The organism is Rhizobium sp. BK060 (genome assembly GCF_014193145.1).
Lineage (GTDB): Bacteria > Pseudomonadota > Alphaproteobacteria > Rhizobiales > Rhizobiaceae > Rhizobium.
The window spans coordinates 25,397-49,586 of record NZ_JACHYW010000019.1; the positions used below are offsets into that span (position 1 = coordinate 25,397).

General features: G+C 60.8%; 29 protein-coding genes. 23 read left to right on the forward strand and 6 right to left on the reverse strand.

Going from position 1 to position 24,190, the window contains the following annotated elements; genetic code table 11:
• Positions 1-13 precede the first annotated feature (13 nt).
• The gene (locus FHT71_RS20450) at positions 14-439 is read right to left on the reverse strand and encodes a DUF882 domain-containing protein (RefSeq protein ID WP_007789338.1); all 426 of its coding nucleotides are present in this window, start codon (positions 437-439) and stop codon (positions 14-16) included.
• A gap of 689 nt (positions 440-1,128) precedes the next feature.
• Between FHT71_RS20450 and FHT71_RS20455 the strand changes: the two genes are divergently transcribed.
• The 17 genes from FHT71_RS20455 to FHT71_RS20535 all read left to right on the forward strand — a co-directional run bounded on the left by FHT71_RS20455 (position 1,129) and on the right by FHT71_RS20535 (position 15,596).
• Positions 1,129-1,524 (forward strand): VOC family protein, encoded by a 396-nt coding sequence (locus FHT71_RS20455; protein WP_007789340.1) that lies wholly within the window; start codon positions 1,129-1,131, stop codon positions 1,522-1,524.
• Positions 1,525-1,621: 97 nt separating this feature from the next.
• Positions 1,622-2,686: a tryptophan--tRNA ligase gene (trpS, locus tag FHT71_RS20460; RefSeq protein ID WP_007789342.1), complete on the forward strand. Its 1,065-nt coding sequence runs from the start codon at positions 1,622-1,624 to the stop codon at positions 2,684-2,686.
• A gap of 104 nt (positions 2,687-2,790) precedes the next feature.
• Positions 2,791-3,216, forward strand: a complete 426-nt coding sequence (locus FHT71_RS20465; RefSeq protein WP_132591983.1) for a cupin domain-containing protein — start codon at positions 2,791-2,793, stop codon at positions 3,214-3,216.
• 80 nt (positions 3,217-3,296) lie between these two features.
• On the forward strand, positions 3,297-3,788 hold the full coding sequence (locus FHT71_RS20470; RefSeq protein WP_007789346.1) for a universal stress protein: 492 nt from the start codon (positions 3,297-3,299) through the stop codon (positions 3,786-3,788).
• Between the two features lie 111 nt (positions 3,789-3,899).
• Positions 3,900-4,466, forward strand: coding sequence for a NifU family protein (locus FHT71_RS20475; protein WP_132591981.1), 567 nt, complete (start codon positions 3,900-3,902; stop codon positions 4,464-4,466).
• A 101-nt stretch (positions 4,467-4,567) separates the two neighbouring features.
• Complete coding sequence (tsaB, locus tag FHT71_RS20480; protein ID WP_132591979.1) at positions 4,568-5,227, forward strand: tRNA (adenosine(37)-N6)-threonylcarbamoyltransferase complex dimerization subunit type 1 TsaB; 660 nt, start codon at positions 4,568-4,570, stop codon at positions 5,225-5,227.
• Positions 5,224-5,724, forward strand: a complete 501-nt coding sequence (locus FHT71_RS20485; RefSeq protein WP_183721678.1) for an N-acetyltransferase — start codon at positions 5,224-5,226, stop codon at positions 5,722-5,724. The genes tsaB and FHT71_RS20485 overlap by 4 nt, the downstream gene beginning before the upstream one ends.
• A gap of 36 nt (positions 5,725-5,760) precedes the next feature.
• On the forward strand, positions 5,761-6,189 hold the full coding sequence (locus tag FHT71_RS20490; protein ID WP_007789354.1) for a Fur family transcriptional regulator: 429 nt from the start codon (positions 5,761-5,763) through the stop codon (positions 6,187-6,189).
• A 30-nt stretch (positions 6,190-6,219) separates the two neighbouring features.
• The gene (locus tag FHT71_RS20495) at positions 6,220-7,017 is read left to right on the forward strand and encodes a 1-acyl-sn-glycerol-3-phosphate acyltransferase (RefSeq protein ID WP_132591975.1); all 798 of its coding nucleotides are present in this window, start codon (positions 6,220-6,222) and stop codon (positions 7,015-7,017) included.
• 48 nt (positions 7,018-7,065) lie between these two features.
• Positions 7,066-8,490: a tRNA (N6-isopentenyl adenosine(37)-C2)-methylthiotransferase MiaB gene (miaB, locus tag FHT71_RS20500; protein WP_132591973.1), complete on the forward strand. Its 1,425-nt coding sequence runs from the start codon at positions 7,066-7,068 to the stop codon at positions 8,488-8,490.
• 4 nt (positions 8,491-8,494) lie between these two features.
• Positions 8,495-9,547, forward strand: coding sequence for a PhoH family protein (locus tag FHT71_RS20505; RefSeq protein WP_132591971.1), 1,053 nt, complete (start codon positions 8,495-8,497; stop codon positions 9,545-9,547).
• Complete coding sequence (gene ybeY / locus FHT71_RS20510) at positions 9,547-10,062, forward strand: rRNA maturation RNase YbeY (protein ID WP_007789362.1); 516 nt, start codon at positions 9,547-9,549, stop codon at positions 10,060-10,062. The genes FHT71_RS20505 and ybeY overlap by 1 nt, the downstream gene beginning before the upstream one ends.
• Positions 10,059-11,210: a hemolysin family protein gene (locus FHT71_RS20515; protein WP_007789364.1), complete on the forward strand. Its 1,152-nt coding sequence runs from the start codon at positions 10,059-10,061 to the stop codon at positions 11,208-11,210. The genes ybeY and FHT71_RS20515 overlap by 4 nt, the downstream gene beginning before the upstream one ends.
• Positions 11,211-11,287: 77 nt before the next feature.
• The gene (gene lnt, locus FHT71_RS20520) at positions 11,288-12,889 is read left to right on the forward strand and encodes an apolipoprotein N-acyltransferase (protein WP_132591969.1); all 1,602 of its coding nucleotides are present in this window, start codon (positions 11,288-11,290) and stop codon (positions 12,887-12,889) included.
• 151 nt (positions 12,890-13,040) lie between these two features.
• Positions 13,041-13,460 carry a helix-turn-helix domain-containing protein gene (locus FHT71_RS20525; RefSeq protein WP_132591967.1) on the forward strand — a complete coding sequence of 140 codons (420 nt, stop codon included), beginning with the start codon at positions 13,041-13,043 and terminating at the stop codon, positions 13,458-13,460.
• 184 nt (positions 13,461-13,644) lie between these two features.
• Positions 13,645-14,898 (forward strand): methionine adenosyltransferase, encoded by a 1,254-nt coding sequence (metK, locus tag FHT71_RS20530; RefSeq protein ID WP_007789370.1) that lies wholly within the window; start codon positions 13,645-13,647, stop codon positions 14,896-14,898.
• Positions 14,895-15,596: a tRNA (guanosine(46)-N(7))-methyltransferase TrmB gene (locus tag FHT71_RS20535; RefSeq protein WP_007789372.1), complete on the forward strand. Its 702-nt coding sequence runs from the start codon at positions 14,895-14,897 to the stop codon at positions 15,594-15,596. The genes metK and FHT71_RS20535 overlap by 4 nt, the downstream gene beginning before the upstream one ends.
• Before the next feature lie 7 nt (positions 15,597-15,603).
• Here the strand turns inward: FHT71_RS20535 and FHT71_RS20540 are convergent, their stop codons facing one another.
• Together FHT71_RS20540 and FHT71_RS20545 are read right to left on the reverse strand one after the other, a co-directional pair.
• On the reverse strand, positions 15,604-15,861 hold the full coding sequence (locus FHT71_RS20540; RefSeq protein ID WP_007799651.1) for a DUF1150 family protein: 258 nt from the start codon (positions 15,859-15,861) through the stop codon (positions 15,604-15,606).
• Positions 15,862-15,910: 49 nt separating this feature from the next.
• Complete coding sequence (locus FHT71_RS20545) at positions 15,911-16,342, reverse strand: Hsp20 family protein (RefSeq protein ID WP_007799649.1); 432 nt, start codon at positions 16,340-16,342, stop codon at positions 15,911-15,913.
• A 259-nt stretch (positions 16,343-16,601) separates the two neighbouring features.
• Here FHT71_RS20545 and FHT71_RS20550 point away from each other — a divergent pair, with 259 nt between their 5' ends.
• Entirely contained in the window at positions 16,602-17,546 is a 945-nt protein-coding gene (locus FHT71_RS20550) for a nucleoside hydrolase (protein ID WP_183721680.1), read from the forward strand.
• Between the two features lie 30 nt (positions 17,547-17,576).
• Here the strand turns inward: FHT71_RS20550 and grpE are convergent, their stop codons facing one another.
• Positions 17,577-18,209, reverse strand: coding sequence for a nucleotide exchange factor GrpE (gene grpE, locus FHT71_RS20555; RefSeq protein ID WP_132591963.1), 633 nt, complete (start codon positions 18,207-18,209; stop codon positions 17,577-17,579).
• A gap of 221 nt (positions 18,210-18,430) precedes the next feature.
• Between grpE and FHT71_RS20560 the strand changes: the two genes are divergently transcribed.
• Complete coding sequence (locus FHT71_RS20560; RefSeq protein WP_007799644.1) at positions 18,431-18,865, forward strand: GFA family protein; 435 nt, start codon at positions 18,431-18,433, stop codon at positions 18,863-18,865.
• A 5-nt stretch (positions 18,866-18,870) separates the two neighbouring features.
• On the opposite strand, the gene hrcA is transcribed toward FHT71_RS20560, so the two are convergent.
• Entirely contained in the window at positions 18,871-19,959 is a 1,089-nt protein-coding gene (gene hrcA, locus FHT71_RS20565) for a heat-inducible transcriptional repressor HrcA (protein ID WP_007799642.1), read from the reverse strand.
• A gap of 176 nt (positions 19,960-20,135) precedes the next feature.
• Between hrcA and rph the strand changes: the two genes are divergently transcribed.
• Genes rph through hemW form a run of 4 tightly spaced genes read left to right on the forward strand, consistent with a single transcriptional unit; the run spans position 20,136 to position 23,125 of the window.
• Positions 20,136-20,855, forward strand: coding sequence for a ribonuclease PH (gene rph, locus FHT71_RS20570; RefSeq protein ID WP_132591961.1), 720 nt, complete (start codon positions 20,136-20,138; stop codon positions 20,853-20,855).
• The gene (locus FHT71_RS20575) at positions 20,852-21,268 is read left to right on the forward strand and encodes a VOC family protein (RefSeq protein WP_007799638.1); all 417 of its coding nucleotides are present in this window, start codon (positions 20,852-20,854) and stop codon (positions 21,266-21,268) included. Before rph ends, FHT71_RS20575 begins: the two co-directional genes overlap by 4 nt.
• 7 nt (positions 21,269-21,275) lie before the next feature.
• The gene (rdgB, locus tag FHT71_RS20580; protein ID WP_183721683.1) at positions 21,276-21,914 is read left to right on the forward strand and encodes an RdgB/HAM1 family non-canonical purine NTP pyrophosphatase; all 639 of its coding nucleotides are present in this window, start codon (positions 21,276-21,278) and stop codon (positions 21,912-21,914) included.
• 8 nt (positions 21,915-21,922) lie between these two features.
• Entirely contained in the window at positions 21,923-23,125 is a 1,203-nt protein-coding gene (gene hemW / locus FHT71_RS20585) for a radical SAM family heme chaperone HemW (RefSeq protein WP_132591957.1), read from the forward strand.
• Here the strand turns inward: hemW and FHT71_RS20590 are convergent.
• Positions 23,122-24,039: a DMT family transporter gene (locus FHT71_RS20590; RefSeq protein WP_183721685.1), complete on the reverse strand. Its 918-nt coding sequence runs from the start codon at positions 24,037-24,039 to the stop codon at positions 23,122-23,124. The genes hemW and FHT71_RS20590 overlap by 4 nt on opposite strands.
• Positions 24,040-24,190 lie beyond the last annotated feature (151 nt).

The following is a 24,190-nucleotide window of genomic DNA, read 5'->3' on the forward strand; positions in this document are numbered from 1 at the left end:
CTGGCGGCACGCTTCAGCAATAGGTCCAACGTCGTTTGGGACCTATGTCCACGTGAACGATGCCATTGCAGTAGCGGCCGATTCCGCCGATGCCTGGTGCCGACGCCGCGATCGCGATGATCGTTCGCTCCGATACGCCGGGGATGCGGATATCGGCGGCCGCGCAATGGCGATGTTGAGAGTGTGATCGCCCGCGCGCCCGGAACCCCGAGGTTACCATCGGACGGCGGCCGGTCTTGGCGGCGATATAGGCGAGAACGCCGCGCAGTTGCGGCGGGAAGCAGTTCGCCTTGACGCTGACGGTCTGCAGAGAATAGGCGAGCGTTTCTTTGTGCTTCAGCGGCGGTATTGCAACTCTTCTGACATTCTGGGCGTCGGCACCGTCGAAACACGACAGACAGAACAGGCCGGCGAGCGCGATGGAAAATGCGGACTGCATGGTTCCCTCCCCTCGAAATACGCCGGAGCGGCCGGCGTAGCTTTTGGCGGATGGAACGCTCTCCCCAAAAATGGCCTTTTTGTGAAATTGTTTACCTTCCGTAACGGAAGAATGCCACAATTTACCGCTAATTGATGAATTAGTTATACCTCAAAAGAGGTATAAATTTCCCTTCACGTAAATTTGTGAGAAATACTCACAAAAAAATCCGCCACCAAATTTCCCCGCCCGGTGGGGCTCCTCCTACAATGAGATCGTCGAGATCGTCCCTCACGGATACACCGCAAGGCGTTGCGGCGAGACGGGACCGGCGCCGGGTGCGGAGGAAGAACGTGAGCTTCCGCATTCGGGGTTCGCAGAAAATGGTCTCCCGCCGGGGACGGCAGCGCGGCGCCAATGCTGCGTTGAGTGTCGCTCCGGACGTGCCTGTGTGGCACACAAGGCTGTCGGCGGCGCGCAAGCGTCGACCGGAGTTGCGGGCACATACCGCCGAACGGGGCGCTGGGAAGCGCCATATGTTCTTTACTCCAGCGAGGCAATTTCCAGCGCCCTCGAGTGACATGCAGGATCAAGCCACGGGCCGCAATGGTTGCGTGAAGGTGAAGGCGTCGTGGCGGCCTGCCGCAGCCGTCCCCTTGACCGGCCACTCATCCTTGGCGACAACATCACACCACAGATCGGAGCCCACAATGTCCCAATCGCTTTTCCTCGTAACGCTCGTCGTCGACGACTACGATCGCGCCAAGGACTTCTACTGCGGCGCGCTCGGCTTCGATTGCCTCCAGGACGATGTTCAGCCGGACGGCAAGCGATGGGTTGTGGTCAAGCCCAAAGGCGACGACGGCGCGGCATTTCTGCTCGCGCGCGCCGCCAACGATCGGCAAACGGCCGCAATGGGCAACCAGACGGGCGGGCGCGTTGGCTTCTTCCTCAAGACCGATGATTTTGCGCGCGACCACGCGTCGATGCTGGCCAAGGGCGTGCAATTTCTCGAGGGGCCGCGGCACGAGGCTTATGGGACGGTCGCCGTGTTTTCGGATCCTTACGGCAACACCTTCGATCTGATCGAACATGCCACAGGCTGAACCCCTTGATTGCCCTGTCTTCCGCGTGCATAAGCGCGCCCGTTAGCAACATGGGTTACAAACCCTGGGGCCCTCCACCAGCCTAATCGAGGACATAATGAGCGAATTCAAGAAAGTCGTTTTCTCTGGCGTCCAGCCGACCGGCAATCTCCATCTCGGCAACTATCTCGGCGCAATCCGCAAATTCGTGGCGCTGCAGGAAGGCAACGACTGCATCTACTGCGTCGTGGATATGCATGCGCTGACGGCGCAGCTCGTCCATGACGACATGCCGAACCAGATCCGTTCGATCGCCGCCGCCTTTATTGCGTCCGGCATCGATCCGGAAAAGCACATCGTTTTCAACCAGTCGGCCGTGCCGCAGCATGCCGAGCTCGCCTGGATCTTCAATTGCGTCGCGCGCCTCGGTTGGATGAACCGCATGACGCAGTTCAAGGACAAGGCCGGCAAGGACCGTGAGCAGGCCTCGCTTGGCCTCTACGCCTATCCGAGCCTGATGGCTGCCGACATTCTCGTTTACCGCGGCACGCATGTCCCGGTCGGCGACGATCAGAAGCAGCACCTTGAACTCGCCCGCGACATCGCCATGAAGTTCAACCTCGACTATGCGGAGCATATCCGCAAGTCGGGCTATGGCATCGACATCACCGTCGGCGACGAGCCGGTGCATGCCTATTTCCCGATGGTCGAGCCGCTGATCGATGGCCCCGCGCCACGCGTCATGTCACTTCGCGACGGCACCAAGAAGATGTCGAAGTCGGATCCGTCCGATCTCTCGCGCATCAACCTGATGGACGACGAGGACGCGATCTCGAAGAAGATCCGCAAAGCCAAAACCGATCCGGAAGGCTTGCCCTGCGAAGTCGACGGCCTCAAGGGTCGCCCGGAGGCCGACAACCTAGTCGGCATCTATGCGGCGCTAGCCGACAAGTCGAAGGCGGACGTGCTTGCCGAGTTCGGCGGTCAGCAGTTTTCGGTCTTCAAGCCGGCGCTGGTCGATCTCGCCGTCAACGTGCTCTCGCCGATCACCGCCGAGATGCGCCGCCTGATGTCGGACACCAGCCACATCGACGCGATTCTGCGCAATGGCGGCGAGCGCGCAAGGGCGCGCGCCGAGGTGACGATGAAGGAAGTGCGTGACATCGTCGGCTTCCTGTACTGAGATACGGCCCAACGAGCTTGTCCGGGGCGGCGGTTGTCGCCCCGGACTTGTCGAACCCGGACCTGCAGCGTAATCTTTTGGGAACGGTCCGTCAGGAGGCTTCGATGCGAGATCGCAACCTCATCCAGATCGGCGCCATGGAGATCCGGCTTCTGATCGACGAGGATCAGAGTGCCGGCAGCCTGGTGATGTTCGAATTCACAGTCCCGCCTCAGGCACGTGTCCCGGCCGCTCACTATCACCGCGACGTCGACGAAGTGATCTACGGATTGTCCGGCACAATGACGACGACGCTGGACGGGCGCAAACACGAGATCGCACGGGGGGGCACCCTGTTTATCCCGCGTGGTTATGTCCACACCCACGAGAACCTGCACGGTGAAACCGCCAAGGCTTTGATCACCATGACACCGGGCTTGATCGGCAGACGCTACTTCGAGGAGATGGCTCTGGCCATCAACGTTCAGGGCAAGCCGGATATCGAGCATGTGAAGGCAATCATGCGCCTTTATGGACTGGTTCCGGCCTGACGCAGACCCGGATAGCGGACCCTGCAAGGGTCAAAACGAGGGCTTGCAAATTTTCAGGTTCAGGTGTCAGAGTCCGCGCCATGGTATCAAAACGACTCTCCCGGCTCGAAGGTCATCGCCGCAAATTCATGGCGGTCATTGACGATACGCCCGAATGCTCGCGCGCCGTCCACTATGCCGGACGGCGCGCCAAGAACTCGAATGGCGGCCTTGTGCTGATGTACGTCATTCCGGAGGGCGACTTCCAGCAGTGGCTGGGGGTGGAGGAGATCATGCGGGCCGAGGCGCGCGAGGAGGCCGAGGCCGTGGTCGCCAAGGCGGCGCATGTGGTTCGCGAAACGATCGGCATCGACCCGGAAATCGTCATCCGTGAGGGAAGCGCCACCGAGCAGATCAACGCCGTCATCGAAGAAGACCGCGACATCGCGATCCTGGTACTGGCCGCAAGCTCGGCCAAGGAAGGTCCAGGACCGCTGGTGTCGTCGATCGCCGGGCGTGGCGCGACATTTCCCATCCCCGTCACCGTGTTGCCTGATACATTGACCGACGAGGAACTGGATGCTCTCGCATAAAGCGATTTCTTGAGTACCAGTCTCTTGAATAGAGTTGCCAATCGGCTTATTTTCTCTTTTGAAGAATTCTAAAGACGGCTTGGGGCCACTGCCCGCCGCACGGAGAGCGAGATGTTTATTCAGACCGAAGCCACGCCGAATCCCGCCACGCAGAAGTTTCTGCCGGGCCGCGTCGTGATGGAAAGCGGCACGGCCGAATTCCGTAGCGCCGACGAAGCGCAGGCTTCGCCGCTTGCCGCTCGGCTGTTCGAGATTACGGGCGTGACCGGCGTCTATTTCGGCTACGATTTCATCTCCGTCTCTAAGGACAATGCCGAGTGGCAGCATCTGAAGCCAGCAATCCTCGGCTCGATCATGGAACATTTCATGTCGGGCAAGCCTGTGATGGGCGATGCATCGGTTCTTTCCGAAGACCTCGACGCCGGCGGCGAATTCTTTGACGAAGCCGACGAGTCGATCGTTCTCACGATCAAGGAGTTGCTCGATACCCGCGTGCGCCCGGCCGTTGCGCAGGATGGTGGCGACATTACCTTCCGCGGCTTCAAGGATGGCAAGGTCTACCTCAATATGAAGGGCTCGTGCTCCGGCTGCCCGTCTTCGACGGCGACACTGAAGCATGGCGTGCAGAACCTGCTTCGCCATTTCGTTCCGGAAGTCGAGGAAGTCGTCGCCGCCTGACGACGACACTCTGTCCCGGCACTCGTCCTGGCGCAGCATTTGCAAGCGCGGCAGGGTGAATGTATGGACACTCAGGAACGCTTTATTCGGAAATTGATGCCATGATCATACTGGCGCTCGACACCGCAGGTGTGGATTGCGCTGCCGCTCTCTATGACAGCGGCAGGGATACGATGCTGGGGGAGGCATCGGACATGATCGGCAAGGGGCATGCTGAGCATCTGATGGGGATTGTCGACCGTGCGCTGGACCAGGCCGGCGTGGCGCTTTCGGCTGTCGATCGCATTGCCGTCACCGTCGGTCCAGGCTCGTTTACCGGCATTCGCGTCGGGGTCGCTGCCGCCCGCGGCTTTGCGCTATCGCTCGGCGTTCCGGCGGTCGGCGTCACCACCCTTGCGGTGATGGCCGAAGCGCAGCGGCTGAAGACGCCGGGCCGCCCGGTGCTCGCTGCCATGGACGCCAAGCGAAATGAGATCTACCTGCAGGCCTTTCATGCCGACGGCGAGCCGCTTGATGAAGCGCGCGCCGTCAACATCGAGGAAGCGGAGGCATTCGCCGCGACATTCGAAGGCGAAGTCATCGGTTCGGCAACACCTCTCCTGAAGCCGGACGCGACGGGCGATTACGCCAATCATTTCCCGATTTCCATGGTGGCGCGCCTCGGCGCCGCTGCTGATCCATCTGCTGGAAAGCCTAAACCTCTTTATCTGCGCGGACCCGACGCCAAGCCGCAGGTCGGGTTTGCCATTGCGCGAGTATGACCATGTTGGAATCCTATTTGACGCTGAAGCCGGAATTCGAAATCATCGCGATGGATGCCGATGACTGCCGCGCTGTCGCGGCCCTGCACGGTGAACGTTTCGCCCGTGCGTGGGGCGACGGCGAGTTCTACAGCCTGCTCAGCCAGGACAATGTCTTCGGCTTCGTAGCCCGCCAGACCAATGCGTTTCTCAAGAAGCCGCTGCCGGGCTTCGTGCTCGCGCGTCAGGTCGCTGGCGAGGCGGAAATCCTGTCGGTCGCCGTGCAGACGAAGGTCGCACGCGCCGGCCTCGGCTGGCGGCTGATGCAGGCCGCGATGCGCGAAGCACACGCGCGCGGCGCCGAGAGCATCTTTCTGGAGGTCGATGACGGCAATGCGGCGGCGCTCGGCCTCTACCGCAAGCTCGGCTTCGAGAAAGTCGGCGAACGCAGGGGATACTATAAGGATGCCAACGGCGCGGTTTCCACAGCGCTTGTCATGAAGCGCGTTCTTCGCTAGTCCGTTGCTTGAACGTTGACTATCGGAAGGCAGCCCATGACTGACGTCGCCAAGACCCTCGAGGAGCTTTGCGCTGAACGCGGCATGCGCATGACCGAGCAGCGCCGGGTGATCGCGCGCATTCTCGAAGAATCCGCCGATCACCCTGACGTGGAAGAACTCTATCGGCGCTCGGTGAAGGTCGATGCCAAGATCTCGATCTCCACGGTCTATCGCACCGTGAAACTGTTCGAGGACGCCGGCATTATCGAGCGCCACGACTTCCGAGACGGCCGCTCGCGCTACGAGACGGTGCCCGAAGAGCATCACGACCACCTCATCGACCTCAAGTCGGGTGTCGTCATCGAGTTTCACTCGCCCGAGATCGAGGCATTGCAGGAACGCATCGCCCGCGAACACGGCTTCAAGCTGGTCGACCATCGGCTGGAACTTTATGGCATCCCGCTCAAGCCGGACGAGCGCTGAGGCCATGATCGCAGGCGCGGAGTCTTCGTCTTGATCGCCTGGCTGCGCGTCGCCCTTGCCGGCATCGTCATCCTCTTCGCCAGCATCCTGCTCATGCCCTGGCAGCTTTTGGCGCTCCGCTTCGACTGGAAGCTGCGGCGCCGGCTGCCCCGCATCTGGCATAGGATCGTCTGTTTCTGCCTCGGCATCCGCATCCGCGTGCATGGCAAGATGGAAACGCACAGGCCCTTGATGCTTTGCGCCAACCATTCGTCGTGGATGGACATCATGGTGTTGTCGGCTGTCGCCGACGTTGCCTTCATCGCCAAGATCGAGGTACGCGAGTGGCCGATCTTCGGCACGCTGGCGAAGCTGCAGAAGAGCGTCTTCGTGGTGCGCGAGGAAAAGCGCAAAACCGGCCATCAGGCGAACGAGATTGCCACTCGCATGGCGGACGGCGAGATTGTCGTATTGTTTCCGGAGGGCACGACCTCGGATGGGAACCGACTTCTGGAGGTCAAATCCTCGCTGTTCGGCGCTGCTGCCATGGCAGTTCCCGCTTCGCCAACAGGCGCTGTCGTGATCCAGCCAGTCGCGGTCGCCTATACGGGTGTCTATGGTCTGCCAATGGGACGTTATCATCGCCCGCTCGCCTCCTGGCCCGGCGACGTGGAGATGCTCCCGCACCTGAAGGACATGCTGCGATGCGGCGCCTTTGAGGTGGATGTTTGTTTCGGCGAGGCGGTCGAATATCGCGGCGACAGCAACCGCAAGGAAGTCAGCGCGACGATTGCCCGACGCATCCGTACGATGCTTGGCGCCGCCTTGCGCGGCCACAAAGTGGCCTGAGGCAAGATTTCCTTTTCTCGCGCATGAAAAACCACTAAATAGCCGGCCATGACCCAGGACAGCGCCCTTCTTCCGGCCCCGGAGACCGATCTCCGTGATGGCACCAACAGCCGCAAGGTATTCATCAAGACCTATGGCTGTCAGATGAACGTCTATGACTCGACGCGCATGAGCGACGCTCTCGCCCGCGACGGATACGAGCCGACGGAGGTTCTGGAAGAGGCCGACCTCGTTCTCTTGAATACCTGTCATATCCGCGAGAAGGCAGCCGAAAAGGTCTACTCGGCGCTCGGGCGCCTGCGCGACATGAAGAAGGAGCGCAACAAGGAAGGCCGGGAGTTCATGATCGGGGTTGCCGGCTGCGTGGCGCAGGCCGAGGGCGAGGAAATCCTTCGCCGCGCGCCTGCTGTCGATGTCGTGATCGGGCCACAGACTTATCATCGCCTGCCGGAAGCGCTACGCAAGGCGAAGGAAGGGCAGCGCATCGTCGATACCGAATATGCGCTCGAAGACAAGTTCGACCATCTGCCGATCGCCGAAAGCAAGAAAATCCGCTCGCGCGGCGTAACCTCCTTCCTCACCGTTCAGGAAGGTTGCGACAAGTTCTGCACCTTCTGTGTCGTGCCCTATACGCGCGGTTCGGAAGTGTCGCGGTCGGTCAGTCAGATCGTCGAGGAAGCGCAGAAGCTCGTCGAAGGCGGCGTGCGCGAGATCACGCTGCTCGGCCAGAACGTCAACGCCTGGCATGGTGTCGGCGCCAATGGTCAGGAATGGACCCTCGGTGATCTGCTCTATCGGCTGGCCGAAATTCCCGGGCTTGCACGTCTGCGCTACACCACCAGCCATCCGCGTGACATGGACGATCGCCTGATCGAGGCGCATCGGGATCTGCGCGCGCTGATGCCGTACCTGCATTTGCCGGTGCAGGCCGGCTCCGACCGCATCCTGAAGGCGATGAACCGGCGCCATACGGCTGCCGAGTATCTGACGCTGGTCGAGCGCATTCGCACTGCCCGCCCTGATATCGCGCTTTCCGGCGACTTCATCGTCGGCTTTCCGGGGGAGACAGACCGGGATTTTGACGATACACTGCGTCTGGTGGAGGAGGTGCGATATGCGCAGGCCTTCTCCTTCAAGTACTCGACACGGCCGGGCACGCCCGGTGCGGAACTGAAGGACCAGGTGCCGGAAGAGATCAAGGCAGAACGGCTGGAACGCCTGCAGGCGCTTCTCCTGAAGCAGCAGCAGGAATTTGCCGAATCCTGTGTCGGGAAAATCATCGAACTGTTGCTTGAGAAGCCCGGTCGCATGTCTCAACAACTTATCGGGCGTTCACCCTGGCTTCAGTCGGTGAATGTTGATGCAAAAGAATTGCAAATCGGTGACATTATTAATGTGCGAATCACCGGAACTGGAACCAACAGCCTGTTTGCCGAGATTGCAGAGGCTGGAGGTCTAACCCAAGGAGCCTGACCGCTTGAACGGACAAGAATTGGTTTCTTCTTCACCGCGCCACCCACGCATTGCGAGCGACGCCAATCACTTTATTCTGACGTTCGAGAACAATCGGTTCGCCAGTGAACTGTTCGGCCAGTTCGACCAGAACCTCAAGCTCCTTGAAGAGCGCCTGCATATCGACGCTCGAGCGCGGGGCAATTCCGTCGTTATTTCTGGAGACATCGTCGCCACCAACCAGGCGCGGCGTACGCTCGACTATCTCTATGAGAAACTCCAGAAAGGCGGCAGCGTCGAACGTTCCGATGTTGAGGGCGCGATCCGTATGGCGGTGGCCGCCGACGATCAGCTTAGCCTGCCGACGATGGAGAAAAAGGCCAAGCTGACGATGGCCCAGGTTTCCACGCGCAAGAAGACCATCATCGCCCGCACGCCGACGCAGGATGCCTATCTCCGGGCACTGGAGCGCGCTGAACTCGTATTCGGCTGCGGTCCGGCCGGCACCGGCAAGACCTATCTCGCCGTCGCCCACGCCGCTCAACTGCTGGAACGCGGCGTCGTTGAGAAGATCATTCTTTCGCGCCCAGCCGTCGAAGCTGGCGAACGTCTCGGCTTCCTGCCAGGCGACATGAAGGAAAAGGTCGATCCTTATCTTCGTCCGCTCTATGACGCGCTCTATGACATGATGCCCGCCGACAAGGTCGATCGTGCCATTACCGCCGGCGTCATCGAAATTGCGCCGCTCGCCTTCATGCGTGGCCGTACGCTCGCCAATGCCGCCGTCATCCTCGACGAAGCGCAGAACACCACGTCGATGCAGATGAAGATGTTCCTGACGCGTCTTGGCGAGAATTCGCGGATGATCATCACCGGCGACCCAAGCCAGATCGACTTGCCGCGGGGCGTCAAATCCGGCCTCGTGGAAGCGCTGCAACTGCTGAATGGCGTCGAAGGCATCTCGATTGTCCGCTTCAAGGATACGGACGTCGTGCGCCATCCGCTCGTGGGGCGCATCGTCAGGGCGTATGATTCAACCTATGCAACGGATACCGAAGAGGATAGTCAGCAGGGCTGATGGCGGAACTCGATATCCAGATCAGCATCGAGGAGGACAATTGGCCCTCCGAAGATGCGTTGCATGCATTGGCGGATCGCGTACTGGAAGTGGCCGCCACCTATCTTCGCGAGAGTGAGAAGCAGCCTTTTCCCAAGATGGTCCCCGAAGTCTCGCTGGTTTTCACCGACGATGCCTCGATCCAGGACATCAATGCGGAATGGCGCGGCAAGGACAATCCGACCAATGTACTTTCGTTTCCCGCCTTCCCGGTGAAGCCGGGCAAAGTGCCAGGCCCGATGCTGGGCGACATCATCATCGCAAGAGAGACCGTGGAGCGGGAGGCAATCGAGCTCGAGAAGAGCTTTGACGACCATCTAACGCATCTGATGGTGCATGGTTTCTTGCATCTCTTCGGCTACGATCATAATAATAACGCTGAAGCCGAGATAATGGAGGGGCTTGAGACTCGCATTTTGGCGGTACTCGGCCTATCTGACCCATACGAGGGTCAAGACCTTAAAATGGAACCATGAGCGACTTTACGACGAGACCGGCCGCCGAGGCCAAGGACGCCGACCAATCATCCTCCTCTGACGAGGGTGGCAGTAGTAGTAGGCAGTCCGGACGATCCCAATCCTTCTGGTCGCGCGCGGCGCGCATCCTGAGACCACAACAGGGCTCGCGCCTTCGCGAGGACATCGCGGATGCGCTGATGACCGACGCAGCTGACGGCGACGTCTTTTCGCCCGACGAACGGGCGATGCTGCACAATATCCTTCGCTTCCGCGAAGTGCGTGTCGCCGACGTCATGGTGCCCCGCGCCGATATCGAGGCCGTCGATCAGAACATCACCATCGGCGAACTGATGATCCTGTTCGAGGAATCCGGCCGTTCGCGCATGCCGGTCTACGCGGATACGCTCGACGACCCGCGCGGCATGGTGCATATCCGTGATCTCCTGTCCTACATCGCCAAGCAGGCGCGCAACAAGCGCCGCGGCAGCACCAAGACGCTCAAGCCGGCAGAGCCTCTGGTCGAGGTTTCCCCCGAACACCTGCAAAAGCCGACGCGCGTCGCCAAGCCGAATTTCGACCTCAGCCGCGTCGACCTGCAGAAGACGCTTTCGGAGGCCGGCATCATCCGCAAGATCCTGTTCGTTCCGCCGTCGATGCTTGCTTCGGATCTCCTTCGCCGCATGCAGGTGAACCGCACGCAGATGGCGCTCGTCATCGACGAATACGGCGGCACTGATGGATTGGCATCGCACGAGGATATCGTCGAGATGGTTGTCGGTGACATCGACGACGAGCACGACGACGACGAAGTCATGTTCAAGCGTGTGTCCGAAGACGTCTTCGTCGCGGACGCCCGTGTCGAACTGGAAGAGATCGCAGAAGCGATCGGACCGGACTTCGACATCACCGAGCAGGTGGATGAAGTGGACACGCTGGGGGGCCTGATCTTCTCCGAACTCGGGCGCATTCCCGTGCGCGGCGAGGTGGTACAGGCGCTGCCCGGCTTCGAATTCCATATTCTGGATGCCGATCCGCGCCGGATCAAGCGCGTGAGGATCACCCGCAAGCGCCAGGCGATCCGCCGCCGCGTCAAGATCGACGGTGACGGCGCACCAGGTTCGGATCATGGCGAAGAGCGGCAAACGGACGCTCCCACAACAAACTGATTGCCGCAAACCACGACAAACGGTGGCTTTTTTGAAAGACTGCGGTCGGGTTGATTCGCAGCGTGATGGGAGTGTGCATGGAGCGGCTTGCAGACAGGGTTATCCTGGCCTGGGGGTTCAAGAGGGTTGCACTGGCCGTCCTCGCAGGCGCCATCGGCGTTCTGGCCCTACCTCCATTCGGCTTCTTTGCCGCCATGTTCGTGTCGTTCACACTGCTCGTCTGGCTGATCGATGGCTCGGCCGCCGCTCCCGAAAGCGGCCTCATCGGCCGACTGTGGCCTTCCTTCGCCGTCGGCTGGCTCTTCGGCTTCGGCTATTTCGTCGCCGGCCTCTGGTGGCTCGGCCATGCTTTGATGATCGATGCCGAGGCCTTCGCCTGGGCGCTGCCGCTGGCAATCTTCGGCCTGCCTGCTGTGCTCGCCATCTTCTACGGCGTTGCTGCCGCGCTGGCGCGAACCATGTGGTCCGATGGCATGGGGCGGATTGCGGCGCTTGCGGCGAGCTTCGGATTGCTCGAGTGGCTGAGGAGCGTACTTTTCACCGGCTTTCCCTGGAACGCTGTCGGCTACGGTATGACGCCCGTGCCGCTCATGATGCAATCGGCGCACGTCATCGGTATCATGGGCATCACCTCGCTCTCGGTCTTCACCTTCGCCGCTCCCGCGCTCCTCGGCACCCGCCAGGGCGCGAAGCTCGGCCTCTCACTGGCAGCCCTGCTTTTTACAGCGCATGTCGGTTACGGCGCCTATATCCTCTATGGCCTGCAACCTGCGCCAGCACCGGATTCCAACAGCCCGGTCATTCGCCTCGTTCAGCCGATGATCGAACAGACGGCGAAGATGGACAATGACGCCGACCGCGCGGCAATCTTCGAGAAACACCTGAAGCTCTCCGTCGAGCCACCGAAGGACGGCGGCCGGAAGCCCGACATCATCGTCTGGCCGGAAACGGCCATTCCCTTCATCCTGACCGACAATCAGGACGCGCTCAGTCGGATCGCCGACACCTTCGACGACAATCAGATCCTGATCGCTGGCGCCGTTCGGGCGGAAGACACCGGTCCCGGCAATCCGCCCCGCTACTACAATTCGATCTACGTCATCGACGGCCGTGGCCAGATCACCGGAGCCGCCGACAAGGTGCATCTCGTGCCGTTCGGTGAATACGTACCATTCGAGAGCGTCCTCGACGATTTCGGCATCCAGAACGTGGTCGAGATGCCGGGCGGCTTCTCGGCCGCCGCCACGCGCCGACTGCTGACCTTGCCGACGGGGATCAACTTCTATCCGCTCGTCTGCTACGAGATCATTTTCCCCGACGAGATGACAGGCGACCTTGGCGCGGCCAATGCCATCCTCAATGTCACCAATGATGCCTGGTTCGGCGCAACCCCCGGCCCGTATCAGCACTTTCAGCAGGCCAGGTTGCGTGCTGTGGAGACCGGTTTGCCGCTGATTCGCAACGGCAACAGCGGTATTTCTGCCATCGTGAACGCCCGCGGCGAGGTTATTGCCGGCCTCGGCCTCAATGAAACGGGCTTCGTCGACGCAACCATTGAGAGCTTCGGCGCGCAACGCGATCCGGGCTACCCACGCCAAACTTACTTCTGGTTGCTGGAAATACTTCTGTTTGCAATTGCGCTGGTTTCGCGTTTTGGTTTTGTTTTCAAGCAGAATTGACCGAAAACCCCTAAAATTGCATAGTGGTTGGGATCGGCGTTCTTAGCGTATGTTTCAAGGTGGTTAATCAAGACTTTGCAACGTGGCGTTTTGGGGTGGGTTTGGGCATGCCGGTTTGAACAAGGTTGAAAATTATTGTTAGGGCAGGACCATGATTGAGAACAAGAAGAGGCCGAACCCCATCGACGTCCATGTTGGCAGTCGCATTCGCCTTCGTCGAACAATGCTAGGAATGAGCCAGGAGAAACTCGGGGAGAGCCTCGGCATCACGTTTCAGCAGATCCAGAAATACGAAAAAGGCACCAACCGCGTCGGTGCCAGCCGCCTCCAGAACATCTCCAGCATCTTGAACGTTCCGGTTTCCTTCTTCTTCGAAGATGCGCCCGGCGACCAATCCTCCGGCCTGTCCGGTATGGCGGAAGCCTCCAGCTCCAACTACGTGGTCGACTTTCTTTCGTCGTCCGAAGGGCTTCAACTCAACCGCGCCTTCGTGAAGATCACCGATCCCAAGGTTCGCCGCAAAGTCGTCGAACTGGTGAAGGCACTCGCCGCCGAAGCCGACAGCGAATAATCGCCACTCAAAATTTGGTGCAAAACAGGAAAGCGGTCGCAACGGCCGCTTTCTGGCGTTTTTTGGGCATAATTTGCCACTTAGCCGTAGATATAAAGATATATTTATGTCCTTCTACGCTTGTTTTTCCCATGCGAACTGAGTACCTACTACGCAGCTTTTGTTCTTTGAGGGGAATCCCGAAATGCGCGCCAATTACCTCTTTACCAGCGAGTCAGTTGCCGAAGGTCACCCGGACAAGGTGTGTGACCGGATCTCCGACGAGATCGTGGATCTGGTGTACCGCGAAGCCGCCAAGACCGGCGTCAACCCCTGGGGCGTGCGCATTGCCTGCGAGACACTGGCAACCACCAACCGCGTCGTGATCGCCGGCGAAGTGCGCCTGCCGCCGAGCCTGATGAAGAAGGACAAGAACGGCAACGACGTCATCAACCCTTCAAAGTTCAAGGCCGCTGCCCGCCGCGCCATCAAGGACATCGGCTACGAGCAGGACGGCTTCCACTGGAAGACGGCGAAGATCGACGTGCTCCTGCACTCGCAGTCCGCCGACATTGCCCAGGGCGTCGACAATGCCGCCGACCAGCAGGGTGACGAAGGTGCCGGCGACCAGGGCATCATGTTCGGCTACGCCTGCAAGGAAACGCCGGACCTCATGCCGGCGCCGATCTACTACTCCCACAAGATCCTGCAGCTGCTTGCCACGGCTCGCAAGAAGGGCGACGGCGACGTCGCAAAGCTTGGTCCCGATGCGAAGAGCCAGGTGACGGTGCGCTACGTCAACGGCAAGCCCGCCGAAGTCACGTCGATCGTTCTCTCCACCCAGCATCTCGACGAAAGCTGGGATTCGAACAAGGTTCGCGCCGTCGTCGAGCCCTATATCCGCGAAGCTCTCGGCGATCTGCCGATTGCCGACGATTGCGTGTGGTATATCAATCCGACCGGCAAGTTTGTGATCGGCGGCCCTGATGGCGACGCTGGCCTCACCGGCCGCAAGATCATCGTCGACACCTACGGCGGCGCTGCTCCGCACGGCGGTGGTGCGTTCTCCGGCAAGGACACGACCAAGGTCGACCGCTCGGCCGCCTATGCCGCCCGCTACCTCGCGAAGAACGTTGTTGCTGCTGGTCTTGCCGACCGCTGCACGATCCAGCTTTCCTATGCGATCGGCGTCGCACAGCCGCTGTCGATCTATGTCGACCTGCACGGCACCGGCAAGGGCGTGACGGAAGACCAGGTCGAAGCCGCGATCCGCAAGAACATGGATCTGTCGCCGACCGGCATCCGCCGTCACCTCGACCTCAACAAGCCGATCTACGCCAAGACCTCGGCCTACGGCCACTTCGGCCGCAAGGCTGGCCGCGACGGCTCGTTCTCCTGGGAGCGCACCGACCTTGTCAAGGCGCTCAAGGAAGCCGTCAAGGTCAAGGAAGCAGCATGACCGACATGGAACGCCGCGGACGCGCGACCGAAGCCTTCTTCGGTCGTCGCAAGGGAAAGGCTCTGCGCGAACATCAGGCAGAGCGACTGAACACCCTGCTTCCGGCGTTCCTCATTGATCTTTCAGCGGCTCCGCCCGGGCCGCTGAAGACCCTCTTTCCGGTGCCGACAGACAGGCTGCGCCTGGAAATCGGCTTCGGCGGCGGCGAGCATCTGATCCATCGCGCCGTGGAAATGCCGTCCACCGGCTTTATCGGTGTCGAGCCTTTCATCAATTCCATGCAGAAGCTGCTGACGAGCGTTGACAAGGCGAGCGCTAAGAACGTCCGCGTCTACGACGACGATGCGACGCAGTTGCTGGACTGGCTGCCCGATGCCTCGATCGACCATATCGATCTGCTTTACCCGGATCCGTGGCCGAAGCGGAAGCACTGGAAGCGCCGCTTCGTCTCGAAGACCAATCTCGACCGCTTCCACCGCGTATTGAAGCCGGGCGGGCTGTTCTGCTTCGCGTCCGATATCGACACTTACATCAACTGGACGCTGCTCAAGTGCCGCGACCACGGCGGCTTCGAATGGCTGGCCCAGAATGCTGCGGATTGGCTGACGCCCTACAAGGGTTGGCCGAGCACACGCTACGAGGCCAAGGCACGTCGCGAAGGCAGATCTTCCGCCTATCTGACATTCAAGCGCGTCTGAGCCTGCGTTAGTGCAGGCTCACCGTTTTCAGTTCATCCTCGGCAGCCTTGAAGAAGGTGCTGGAGCGGTTGTCCGTCAACAGGATCGGCGTGCCGTCGGCGCCGAATAGCGCCCACAGGTCAACGCTCGGATCGATGTCCGGCGCTTCCGGAAAGCACTTGGCAACTTCTTCGTTGCGCATTTTGCGGATGTAGGCGACCTCGCCGTTGCCGATGCCGGCAAGTTCGGTTTTGGTCAGGTGCGAATTGGCTTCTTTCATCAACATTCCTGTACCTCCAAGAGAAGGGACCAACGGCTCAACCTGCGCCGTTGTCCTACTGTGAGACCGAAATGTTAATTTTCTTCACCATACGGCTCGGCTCCGGGCGGATGAGATCGACCGAGAGCAATCCGTTCTTGAGGCAAGCGCCCAAAACCTGCATCCCGTCGGCCAGAACGAAAGTCCGCTGGAACTGGCGCGCGGCGATGCCGCGATAAAGGTAATCACGCTCGCCTTGATCGACCTGGCGACCACGGATCGAAAGCTGATTTTCCTCAACCGACACGTCTAGTTCTTCTTCGCTAAACCCGGCCACGGCAAGGGTTATGCGCAACCTTTCGGGATCGCCGGAGGCGCGATCGGCGGCGACGCGCTCGATATTGTAGGGGGGGTATCCATCGCTGGCCTTGGAAAGGCGCTCAAGCGTCTTTTCCATGGCGTCAAAGCCCAAGAGCAAAGGGCTCGCGAAAGGCGTAATCCGGCTCATTGTCTTCAAGTCCTTGATTCAAGCGACCTTGCCGGACCTGAAAGACAGCATCCGGATGCCGTCAATATGGGAATTGCTGGAGGCGAGCGCAAGGCGGATGTCCGCACTCGTTGCCGGAAGGCCCGCACGTCCGACCTTGACAAAGCAAGCGCCGCCTCGCATCAAAATCTGCCCGTGCTGGCTGCGCCGATTTGCGACGGGAATATAAACAAACGGTGCATGCCACGAAGCCGCGCACCACGAGGATGGAACGATCGGAATGGCAGACCCTAGAAAGATCATCATCGATACCGACCCCGGTCAGGACGACGCAGCCGCCATCATGCTGGCCTTTGGCAGCCCGGAAGAGCTCGAAGTACTTGGGATCACCACGGTCGCTGGCAATGTGCCACTATCCTATACGAGCCGCAACGCGCGCATCGTCTGCGAACTCTGTGGCCGCACCGATACGAAGGTCTTTGCCGGCGCCGACAAGCCGATCGCGCGCAAGCTGGTGACGGCAGAACATGTGCACGGCAAGACCGGTCTCGATGGCCCTGTTCTCGACGAGCCTGATATGCCGCTGCAGGCACAGCACGCCGTTGATTTCATCATCCAGACGCTGCGCAGCGAGCCTGAAGGCACGGTGACGCTGTGCACCCTTGGGCCACTGACCAACATCGGCTTGGCCTTCCAGAAGGCGCCCGACATCATCCCGCGCATCCGCGAACTGGTGATGATGGGCGGCGGCTTCTTCGAGGGCGGGAATATTACGCCGGCCGCCGAGTTCAACATCTACGTGGACCCCGAGGCAGCCGACATCGTCTTCCGCTCCGGCGTTCCGATCGTTATGATGCCGCTCGACGTCACGCACAAGCTTCTGACCCGCAAGGACCGCGTCAAGCGCATGGCCGATCTCGGCACGCGCCCGGCCATTGCCATGGTCGAGATGCTGGAATTCTTCGAACGTTTCGATGTCGAGAAGTATGGTTCGGACGGCGGCCCGCTGCACGATCCGACAGTCGTCGCCTACCTCTTGAAGCCTGATCTTTTCAAGGGCCGGACCTGCAATGTCGAGATCGAGGTGAAGTCGCACCTGACGGCCGGCATGACCGTCGTCGACTGGTGGCACGTCACCGACCGCAAGCGCAATGCGCAGGTCATGCGTGATGTCGATGCGGACGGCTTCTTCGATCTGCTGATCGAGCGTTTCGCCCGCATCTGAATTTCGACTGCCTTTCGGGCGCCTGAGAGATCAGGCGTCCTTCTGGTCGAAGACCGAATTGGTTTCGGGTTCGACGAGCTTCGGGCCTCCCTTGGCGACGCCGACCATGGCGGGACGCAGAACGCGCTCACCAATGGTGTAACCGGCCTGAACGACCTGAACAACGGTGTTGTTCGGCACGTCGGGGTTCGGCACTTCGAACATGGCCTGATGGAAGTTCGGATCGAACTTCTGGCCGACTGGCTCCAACTTGCGGACACCGTGGCGCTCGAGCGCCGATAACATCGAGCGTTCCGTCATCTCGACGCCTTCAATCAGCGTTGTCAGGCCGGCGTCGGCGGCAGCCTTGGCTTCCTCGGGGATCGCGTCGATGGCGCGGCGCAGGTTGTCCGAAACGGCCAGCATGTCGCGGGCAAAGCCAGCCGCTGAATAGGTCTTGGCGTCCTTGACTTCCCGCTCAGTGCGGCGGCGCAGGTTATCCATCTCTGCAGCAAGGCGCAGATAGCGGTCGCGCAACTCTACATTCTCGACCTTCAGAAGTTCCAGCGGATCGGGCTGTGCTGCAGCTTCAGCGGCGGCTTCGTTCTCGACGTTTGCGGCGGCGTCCGCCGCGGCTTCGGCCGCGGCGGTGTCAGGTCCGTTCTTCGTCGTTTCGTCAGTCATGACGTTCTCCGGTGATTGGTGTCTTTTAGAATGTGCCCGATATCGAGCTTTGACGGGCAAAAATCAAGTCTGCGTGACTGAAAAGCACGCGATGCAAGGCACAACTCATGCAGGGTTGACCGAGAGGGCCGCCTTGACTTGCTCGCGCTAAAGTTCTTTTATTTTAGCCAGATCTAAATCTTTGGTGCTTCGGCCTTATCCAGGGTCAAGGAGCTGCTACCATGAGCGATCAGAAAAGCTATTCCGGGCGCTGCTTCTGCGGCGCCGTGGAGATTGTTGCTACCGGCGAACCGGTGGCTATGGGCTACTGCCACTGTGCCTCCTGTCGGCATTGGTCGGCAGGACCGGTCAACGCCTTTACGCTCTGGCAACGGCACGCTGTCCACGTCACCAAAGGTGGCGAGCACGTGGAAGGCTACCAGAAGTCCGATACGAGCGTGCGGAAATTCTGCGAGCTGTGCGGTGGGCATCTCTACACCGACCACCCCACCTGGGGCGTCACCAACGTTTACGCGGCACTTCTGCCCGATCTCGATTACGCTCCGGCGTTGCACATGAACTATCAGGAAAGCGTGCTGCCTATCCGTGACGGCCTGCCGAAATACAGAGACATGCCTGCTGAGATGGGCGGCTCGGGCGACATGCTGCCGGAGTAGTTGCCCTACTTTGCGCCGCGTGACAATCGCGTCATCAGCTGAGCGGTGTAATCGACCATCGGGACGATGCGCGAGTAGTTGAGCCGCGTGGGCCCAATCACGCCGACGGCGCCAACGATACGGTCGTCATCATCACGATAGGGCGCGACGATCAACGAGGAGCCGGAAAGCGAGAAGAGTTTGTTTTCCGAGCCGATGAAAATGCGCACGCCCGGCCCGCTTTCTGCGAGATTGAGAAGCTCCAGCAGGCTGTCCTTCTTTTCGAGGTCGTCGAAAAGCATGCGCAGGCGGTCGAGATCGTCGGCTCCGGCAAGACCGGCCAGCAGATTGGCGCGGCCGCGGATGATGAGCTGGGCCGGCTTGCCCTCGTCGGCGCTGCCGGACCAGACGGCGATGCCGCGCTCGACGAGATCCTGCGACAGCGTATCGAGCTCGCGGCGAACATCGTCCTTCAGCCGGCTTAATTCATTGCGCAGTTCCGGCAGCGTCTGGCCGGTCATGTGGGCGTTGAGAAAATTGGCGGCCTCGGTCAACTGCGACGACGTGACGCCTGCCGGAAGCTCGATAATGCGGTTTTCCACCTGGTCGTGATCACCGACAAGAACCGCAAGCGCCTTCGTCGGCTCAAGCCGGATGAATTCGACATGCTTGAGAACAGGATCGCTCTTCGAAGTGATAACAAGGCCGGCGCCGCGCGAAATGCCCGAAAGCATGCGGCTAGCCTCATTCATCATCAATTCCATCGGGTTGTCGCGGCTTTCGGCACGCACCTGGCGATCGATGTTGGCGCGATCCTCGGCCGAGAGATCGCCGACCTGCATGAAGGCGTCGACAAAGAAGCGCAAGCCGATCTGTGTCGGCAGGCGGCCGGCACTGACATGCGGCGAGTAGATGAGGCCAAGTTCCTCCAGATCGCTCATCACGTTGCGCACGGAAGCTGGCGACAGCGACATCGGCAGGATGCGCGACAGGTTGCGGGAGCCGAGCGGTTCACCCGTCTCCAGATAGCCCTCTACGATGCGGCGAAAGATTTCCTTGGAGCGTTCATCCAGCGCAGCCACTGCATCTGAAACCGACGTCGATCTGAACTCCATGAAACCTTGCGTACCCGTGCTGACGATGATCCGACAAAATATAGCCAATCTCCCCGCAGCGGCAAAAGGGAAATTGCAAATAGGCGCTGCCAATCGTAGAAGCTCTCAACAACATAAGCACGCACGATCTAACCGAAAACCACTCGCGTCTTCGGCATCATGATTAGGAGAATAGTATGCGGCCCTCAGGCAGAAAAACCGACCAGATGCGCAAGGTCTCTTTCGAGCGCAATTTCTCCAAGCACGCGGAAGGCTCCTGTCTGGTGAAGTTTGGCGATACGCATGTGTTGTGCACGGCGAGCGTCGAGGAGAAGCCGCCGGCATGGCTGCGCAATACCGGCAAGGGTTGGGTCACGGCCGAATACGGCATGCTGCCGCGCGCCACCGGCGAGCGCATGAAGCGCGAGGCCGCATCCGGCAAGCAGGGTGGGCGCACGCAGGAAATCCAGCGCCTGATCGGCCGCTCGCTGCGCGCCGTCGTCGACCTCAAGGAACTCGGTGAGCGTCAGATCACGCTCGACTGTGACGTCATCCAAGCGGACGGCGGAACGCGCACAGCATCCATCACCGGCGCTTGGGTTGCGCTCTATGATTGCCTGAAGTGGATGGAGAGCCGCAACATGCTGAAGGTCGAGCGCGTGCTCAAAGACCACGTCGCGGCCATCTCCTGCGGCATCTTTGCCAACCAGTCGGTGATCGACCTCGACTATCTCGAAGACTCCTCAGCCGAGACCGACGCGAACTTCGTGATGACGGGCGCGGGCGGTATTGTGGAAATCCAGGGCACCGCCGAAGGCACGCCTTTCACCGACGAGGAGTTCGCCTCGCTGATGACACTCGCCAAAACAGGCATTGCCGAGCTCGTCGCGATGCAGAAGCAGGCGATCGCTGGATGAACGACATGCTGGAAGGCATGCTGGAGACGGCGCTCTATGCGGACGATCTCGACGAGGTCGAAGCCTTCTACGAGGGCATTCTCGGCCTTTCGAAGATCTCGCGAGGCGGCAACCGGCATGTCTTCTTTCGCTGCGGCACCGGCGTATTGCTGATCTTCAACGCTAAGGAAACGATCAAGCCCCCCTTACCCACCGCGCTGCAGGTGCCACCGCACGGCACAAGCGGTGCAGGACATGCCTGTTTTCGTGTCTCCGGGGGAAATCTCGATGCGATTGCGGCCCGACTAAAGTCCAAAGGTGTCGCCATCGAATCCGAAGTCACCTGGCCGCAAGGCGGCCGATCGATCTATTTCCGCGATCCGGCGGGCAACAGCCTCGAATGCGCTGAAGCCCGCATCTGGGGCATCGAATAGGACAATCATGCGCAAGCTCGAAACCAAGACCATCGTCGTTGCCAGCCACAATGCCGGGAAGATCCGGGAAATCCAGGACCTGATCGGTCCGTTCGGTTTCACGGCAAAGTCAGCGGCCGAATTGAACTTCGTGGAGCCTGACGAAACCGGCACCACCTTTGAGGAAAACGCGACGATCAAGGCGCTCGCCTCCGCCGAAGCCGCTGGACTGCCGGCGCTATCGGACGATTCCGGCCTTGTCGTCGATGCGCTCGGCGGCGATCCGGGCGTCTACACCGCCAACTGGGCTGAGAAGCCCGACGGCACTCGCGACTTCGCGATGGCGATGGAAAAGGTCGAGACGGCTCTGGAAAAGGCCGGCGCTTCCAGGCCGGAACAGCGCACTGCGCGCTTCGTCAGCGTGCTCTGCCTTGCCTGGCCGGATGGCCATAGGGAGCTCTTCCGCGGAGAAGTGGAAGGCACCGTCGTCTGGCCGCCGCGTGGCAGCCAGGGCTTCGGCTACGATCCGGTCTTTCAACCCGACGGCTATGAGACTACCTTTGGCGAGATGAGCGCGGAAGAGAAGCACGGCTGGAAGCACACAGAGGCACTGTCGCACCGCGCCCGCGCCTTCAAGATTTTCGTCGAAACTTGCTTGGAAGCCTAAGGGCAAACGTGGACACTTTGGAACAGCCTGATCTGACGCGCTATGCCGCTCTTCTGCCCGACACCGGCGAGCCCGGCTTCGGCGTCTACGTGCATTGGCCGTTCTGCGCCGCCAAGTGCCCCTATTGCGATTTCAACAGCCATGTCCGCCACCAGCCGGTGGACCAGGAGCGCTTCACCGCAGCCTTCCTGAAGGAAATGGCGACAGTGCGCCAGATGAGCGGACCGAAGACGGTGACCAGCGTGTTCCTCGGCGGCGGCACGCCCTCGCTGATGAACCCTGCGACGGTGTCGGCCATTCTCGACGGTATCGCCAAGCATTGGCATGTACCCGACGGGATCGAGATCACCATGGAAGCGAACCCCTCCAGCGTCGAGGCGGACCGCTTCCGCGGCTATCGCGCCGCCGGCGTCAACCGCGTGTCGCTCGGCGTCCAGGCGTTGAACGACCGCGACCTGAAGTTTCTCGGGCGGCTGCACGATGTTGCCGACGCGCTGAAGGCGATCAAGCTGGCGCGCGACATCTTCCCGCGCATGTCCTTCGACCTGATCTATGCCCGCCCGAACCAGACCGTCGACGAATGGGAACGCGAGCTCAAAGAAGCGATTTCCTACGCGGTCGATCACCTCTCGCTCTATCAGCTGACGATCGAGGAAGGCACACCCTTCTACGGCCTCCACAAGGCTGGCAAGCTTATCGTTCCGGACGGCGATCAATCGGCGCTGCTCTATGAAGCGACGCAGGAGATCACGGCCGGCGAAGGGCTGCCGGCCTACGAGGTGTCCAACCACGCGCGTCCGGGCGCGGAGAGCCGCCATAACCTCACCTACTGGCGCTATGGCGATTATGCCGGGATCGGCCCCGGCGCCCATGGCCGCCTGACACGCGGCGGCATGAAGATCGCGACCGCAACGGAGCGCAAGCCGGAAAGCTGGCTTGACCTCGTCGAGTGCGACGGCCATGGCATCCTCGACCAGGAACAACTCGGCTACGAGGAACAGGCGGACGAACTGCTTTTGATGGGGCTGCGCCTGAAGGAAGGCGTCGATCTCGCCCGCTGGCAACAGCTTTCGGGCCGCGATCCCGACCCGAAGCGGGAGGAGTTCCTCCTGGAGCACGGCTTTATCGAGCGGATCGGCAACTCCCGGCTTCGCTGCACGCCGTCAGGCATGCTGATTCTCGATTCCGTGGTCGCCGATCTCGCCTGCTAAGCTGGCCGTTTTCTACCCAGAGAGAACAACCGTCCGTCGATCGCTGCAAGGCCGATCGCGATCATTGCCATGCCGATCAGGTGCTTGGCCCGCATCGGCTCGCCCAGAATGGCTGCGCCGAGCAGGATGGCGCTGACGGGGATCAGGAAAGTCACGAGCATAAGGTTCGTTGCTCCCGCCGTTGCCAGAATGCGGAAGAACAGCACATAGGCGATCGCCGTCGACAGCAAGGCCAGACCAAACAGCGCCATCCAGGTCTCGAATGACGGGGCGGCCAGTGTCCACGGCCGGTCGACGATGAGCGCGATCGGCAGCATCAGGACGGTCGAGGCGCTGACCTGTCCTGCGGCGGGAATGAGCGGCGCCATGTCCATCTGGCGGAAGCGGCGACCGAAAATCCCGGCAAACGAATAGGAGAGCGCAGCGCCCAGCACGGCAAGTTGGGCCAGCACGTTCGAGCCGAGATCGCGCAGCACGTCGAAGCCGATCATATAGGCAACGCCGGCAAAGCCGACGAGGACGCCGAGCAGGCGGTTGCCGGTCATCTTTTCATCCGCGGTTAGGAAATGCGCGACAACGACGCCGAAGAGCGGTGTCGTGGCATTCAGGATGGAGGCAAGGCCGCTTGCGATATGCGTTTGGCCCCAGACGATGAGGCAGAACGGGATCATGTTGTTGAGGATGCCCATGCCGAAGAACGCCGCCCACGACTTGCCATCACGCGGCATGGCATGGCCGGCCGCGCGTACAATGAGGTTCAGCGCCAGCGCGGCAATCAGCACCCGACCCGTGACGATGGTAAAGGGCGGCAGGGTCTTCACCAGAATACCGTTGAAGAGGAAGGATCCGCCCCACAGCAGGGAAAGCACTAGCAACATTCCCCACTCGGCAAAGCCCATCTGTTTCGGCTGCATCGTTCACTCCTTTGTCGGCCTGTCACTGACCTACATGCCGTCACAGCCTGCCGCCACCCGATTGTTGCGCGCGGGCGCGGACGCCAATATCTTCGATCTAATCTCGCTCCTCACTGAGCTTTAACCAGCTTTTGTGGCGGCCTTCATGCTG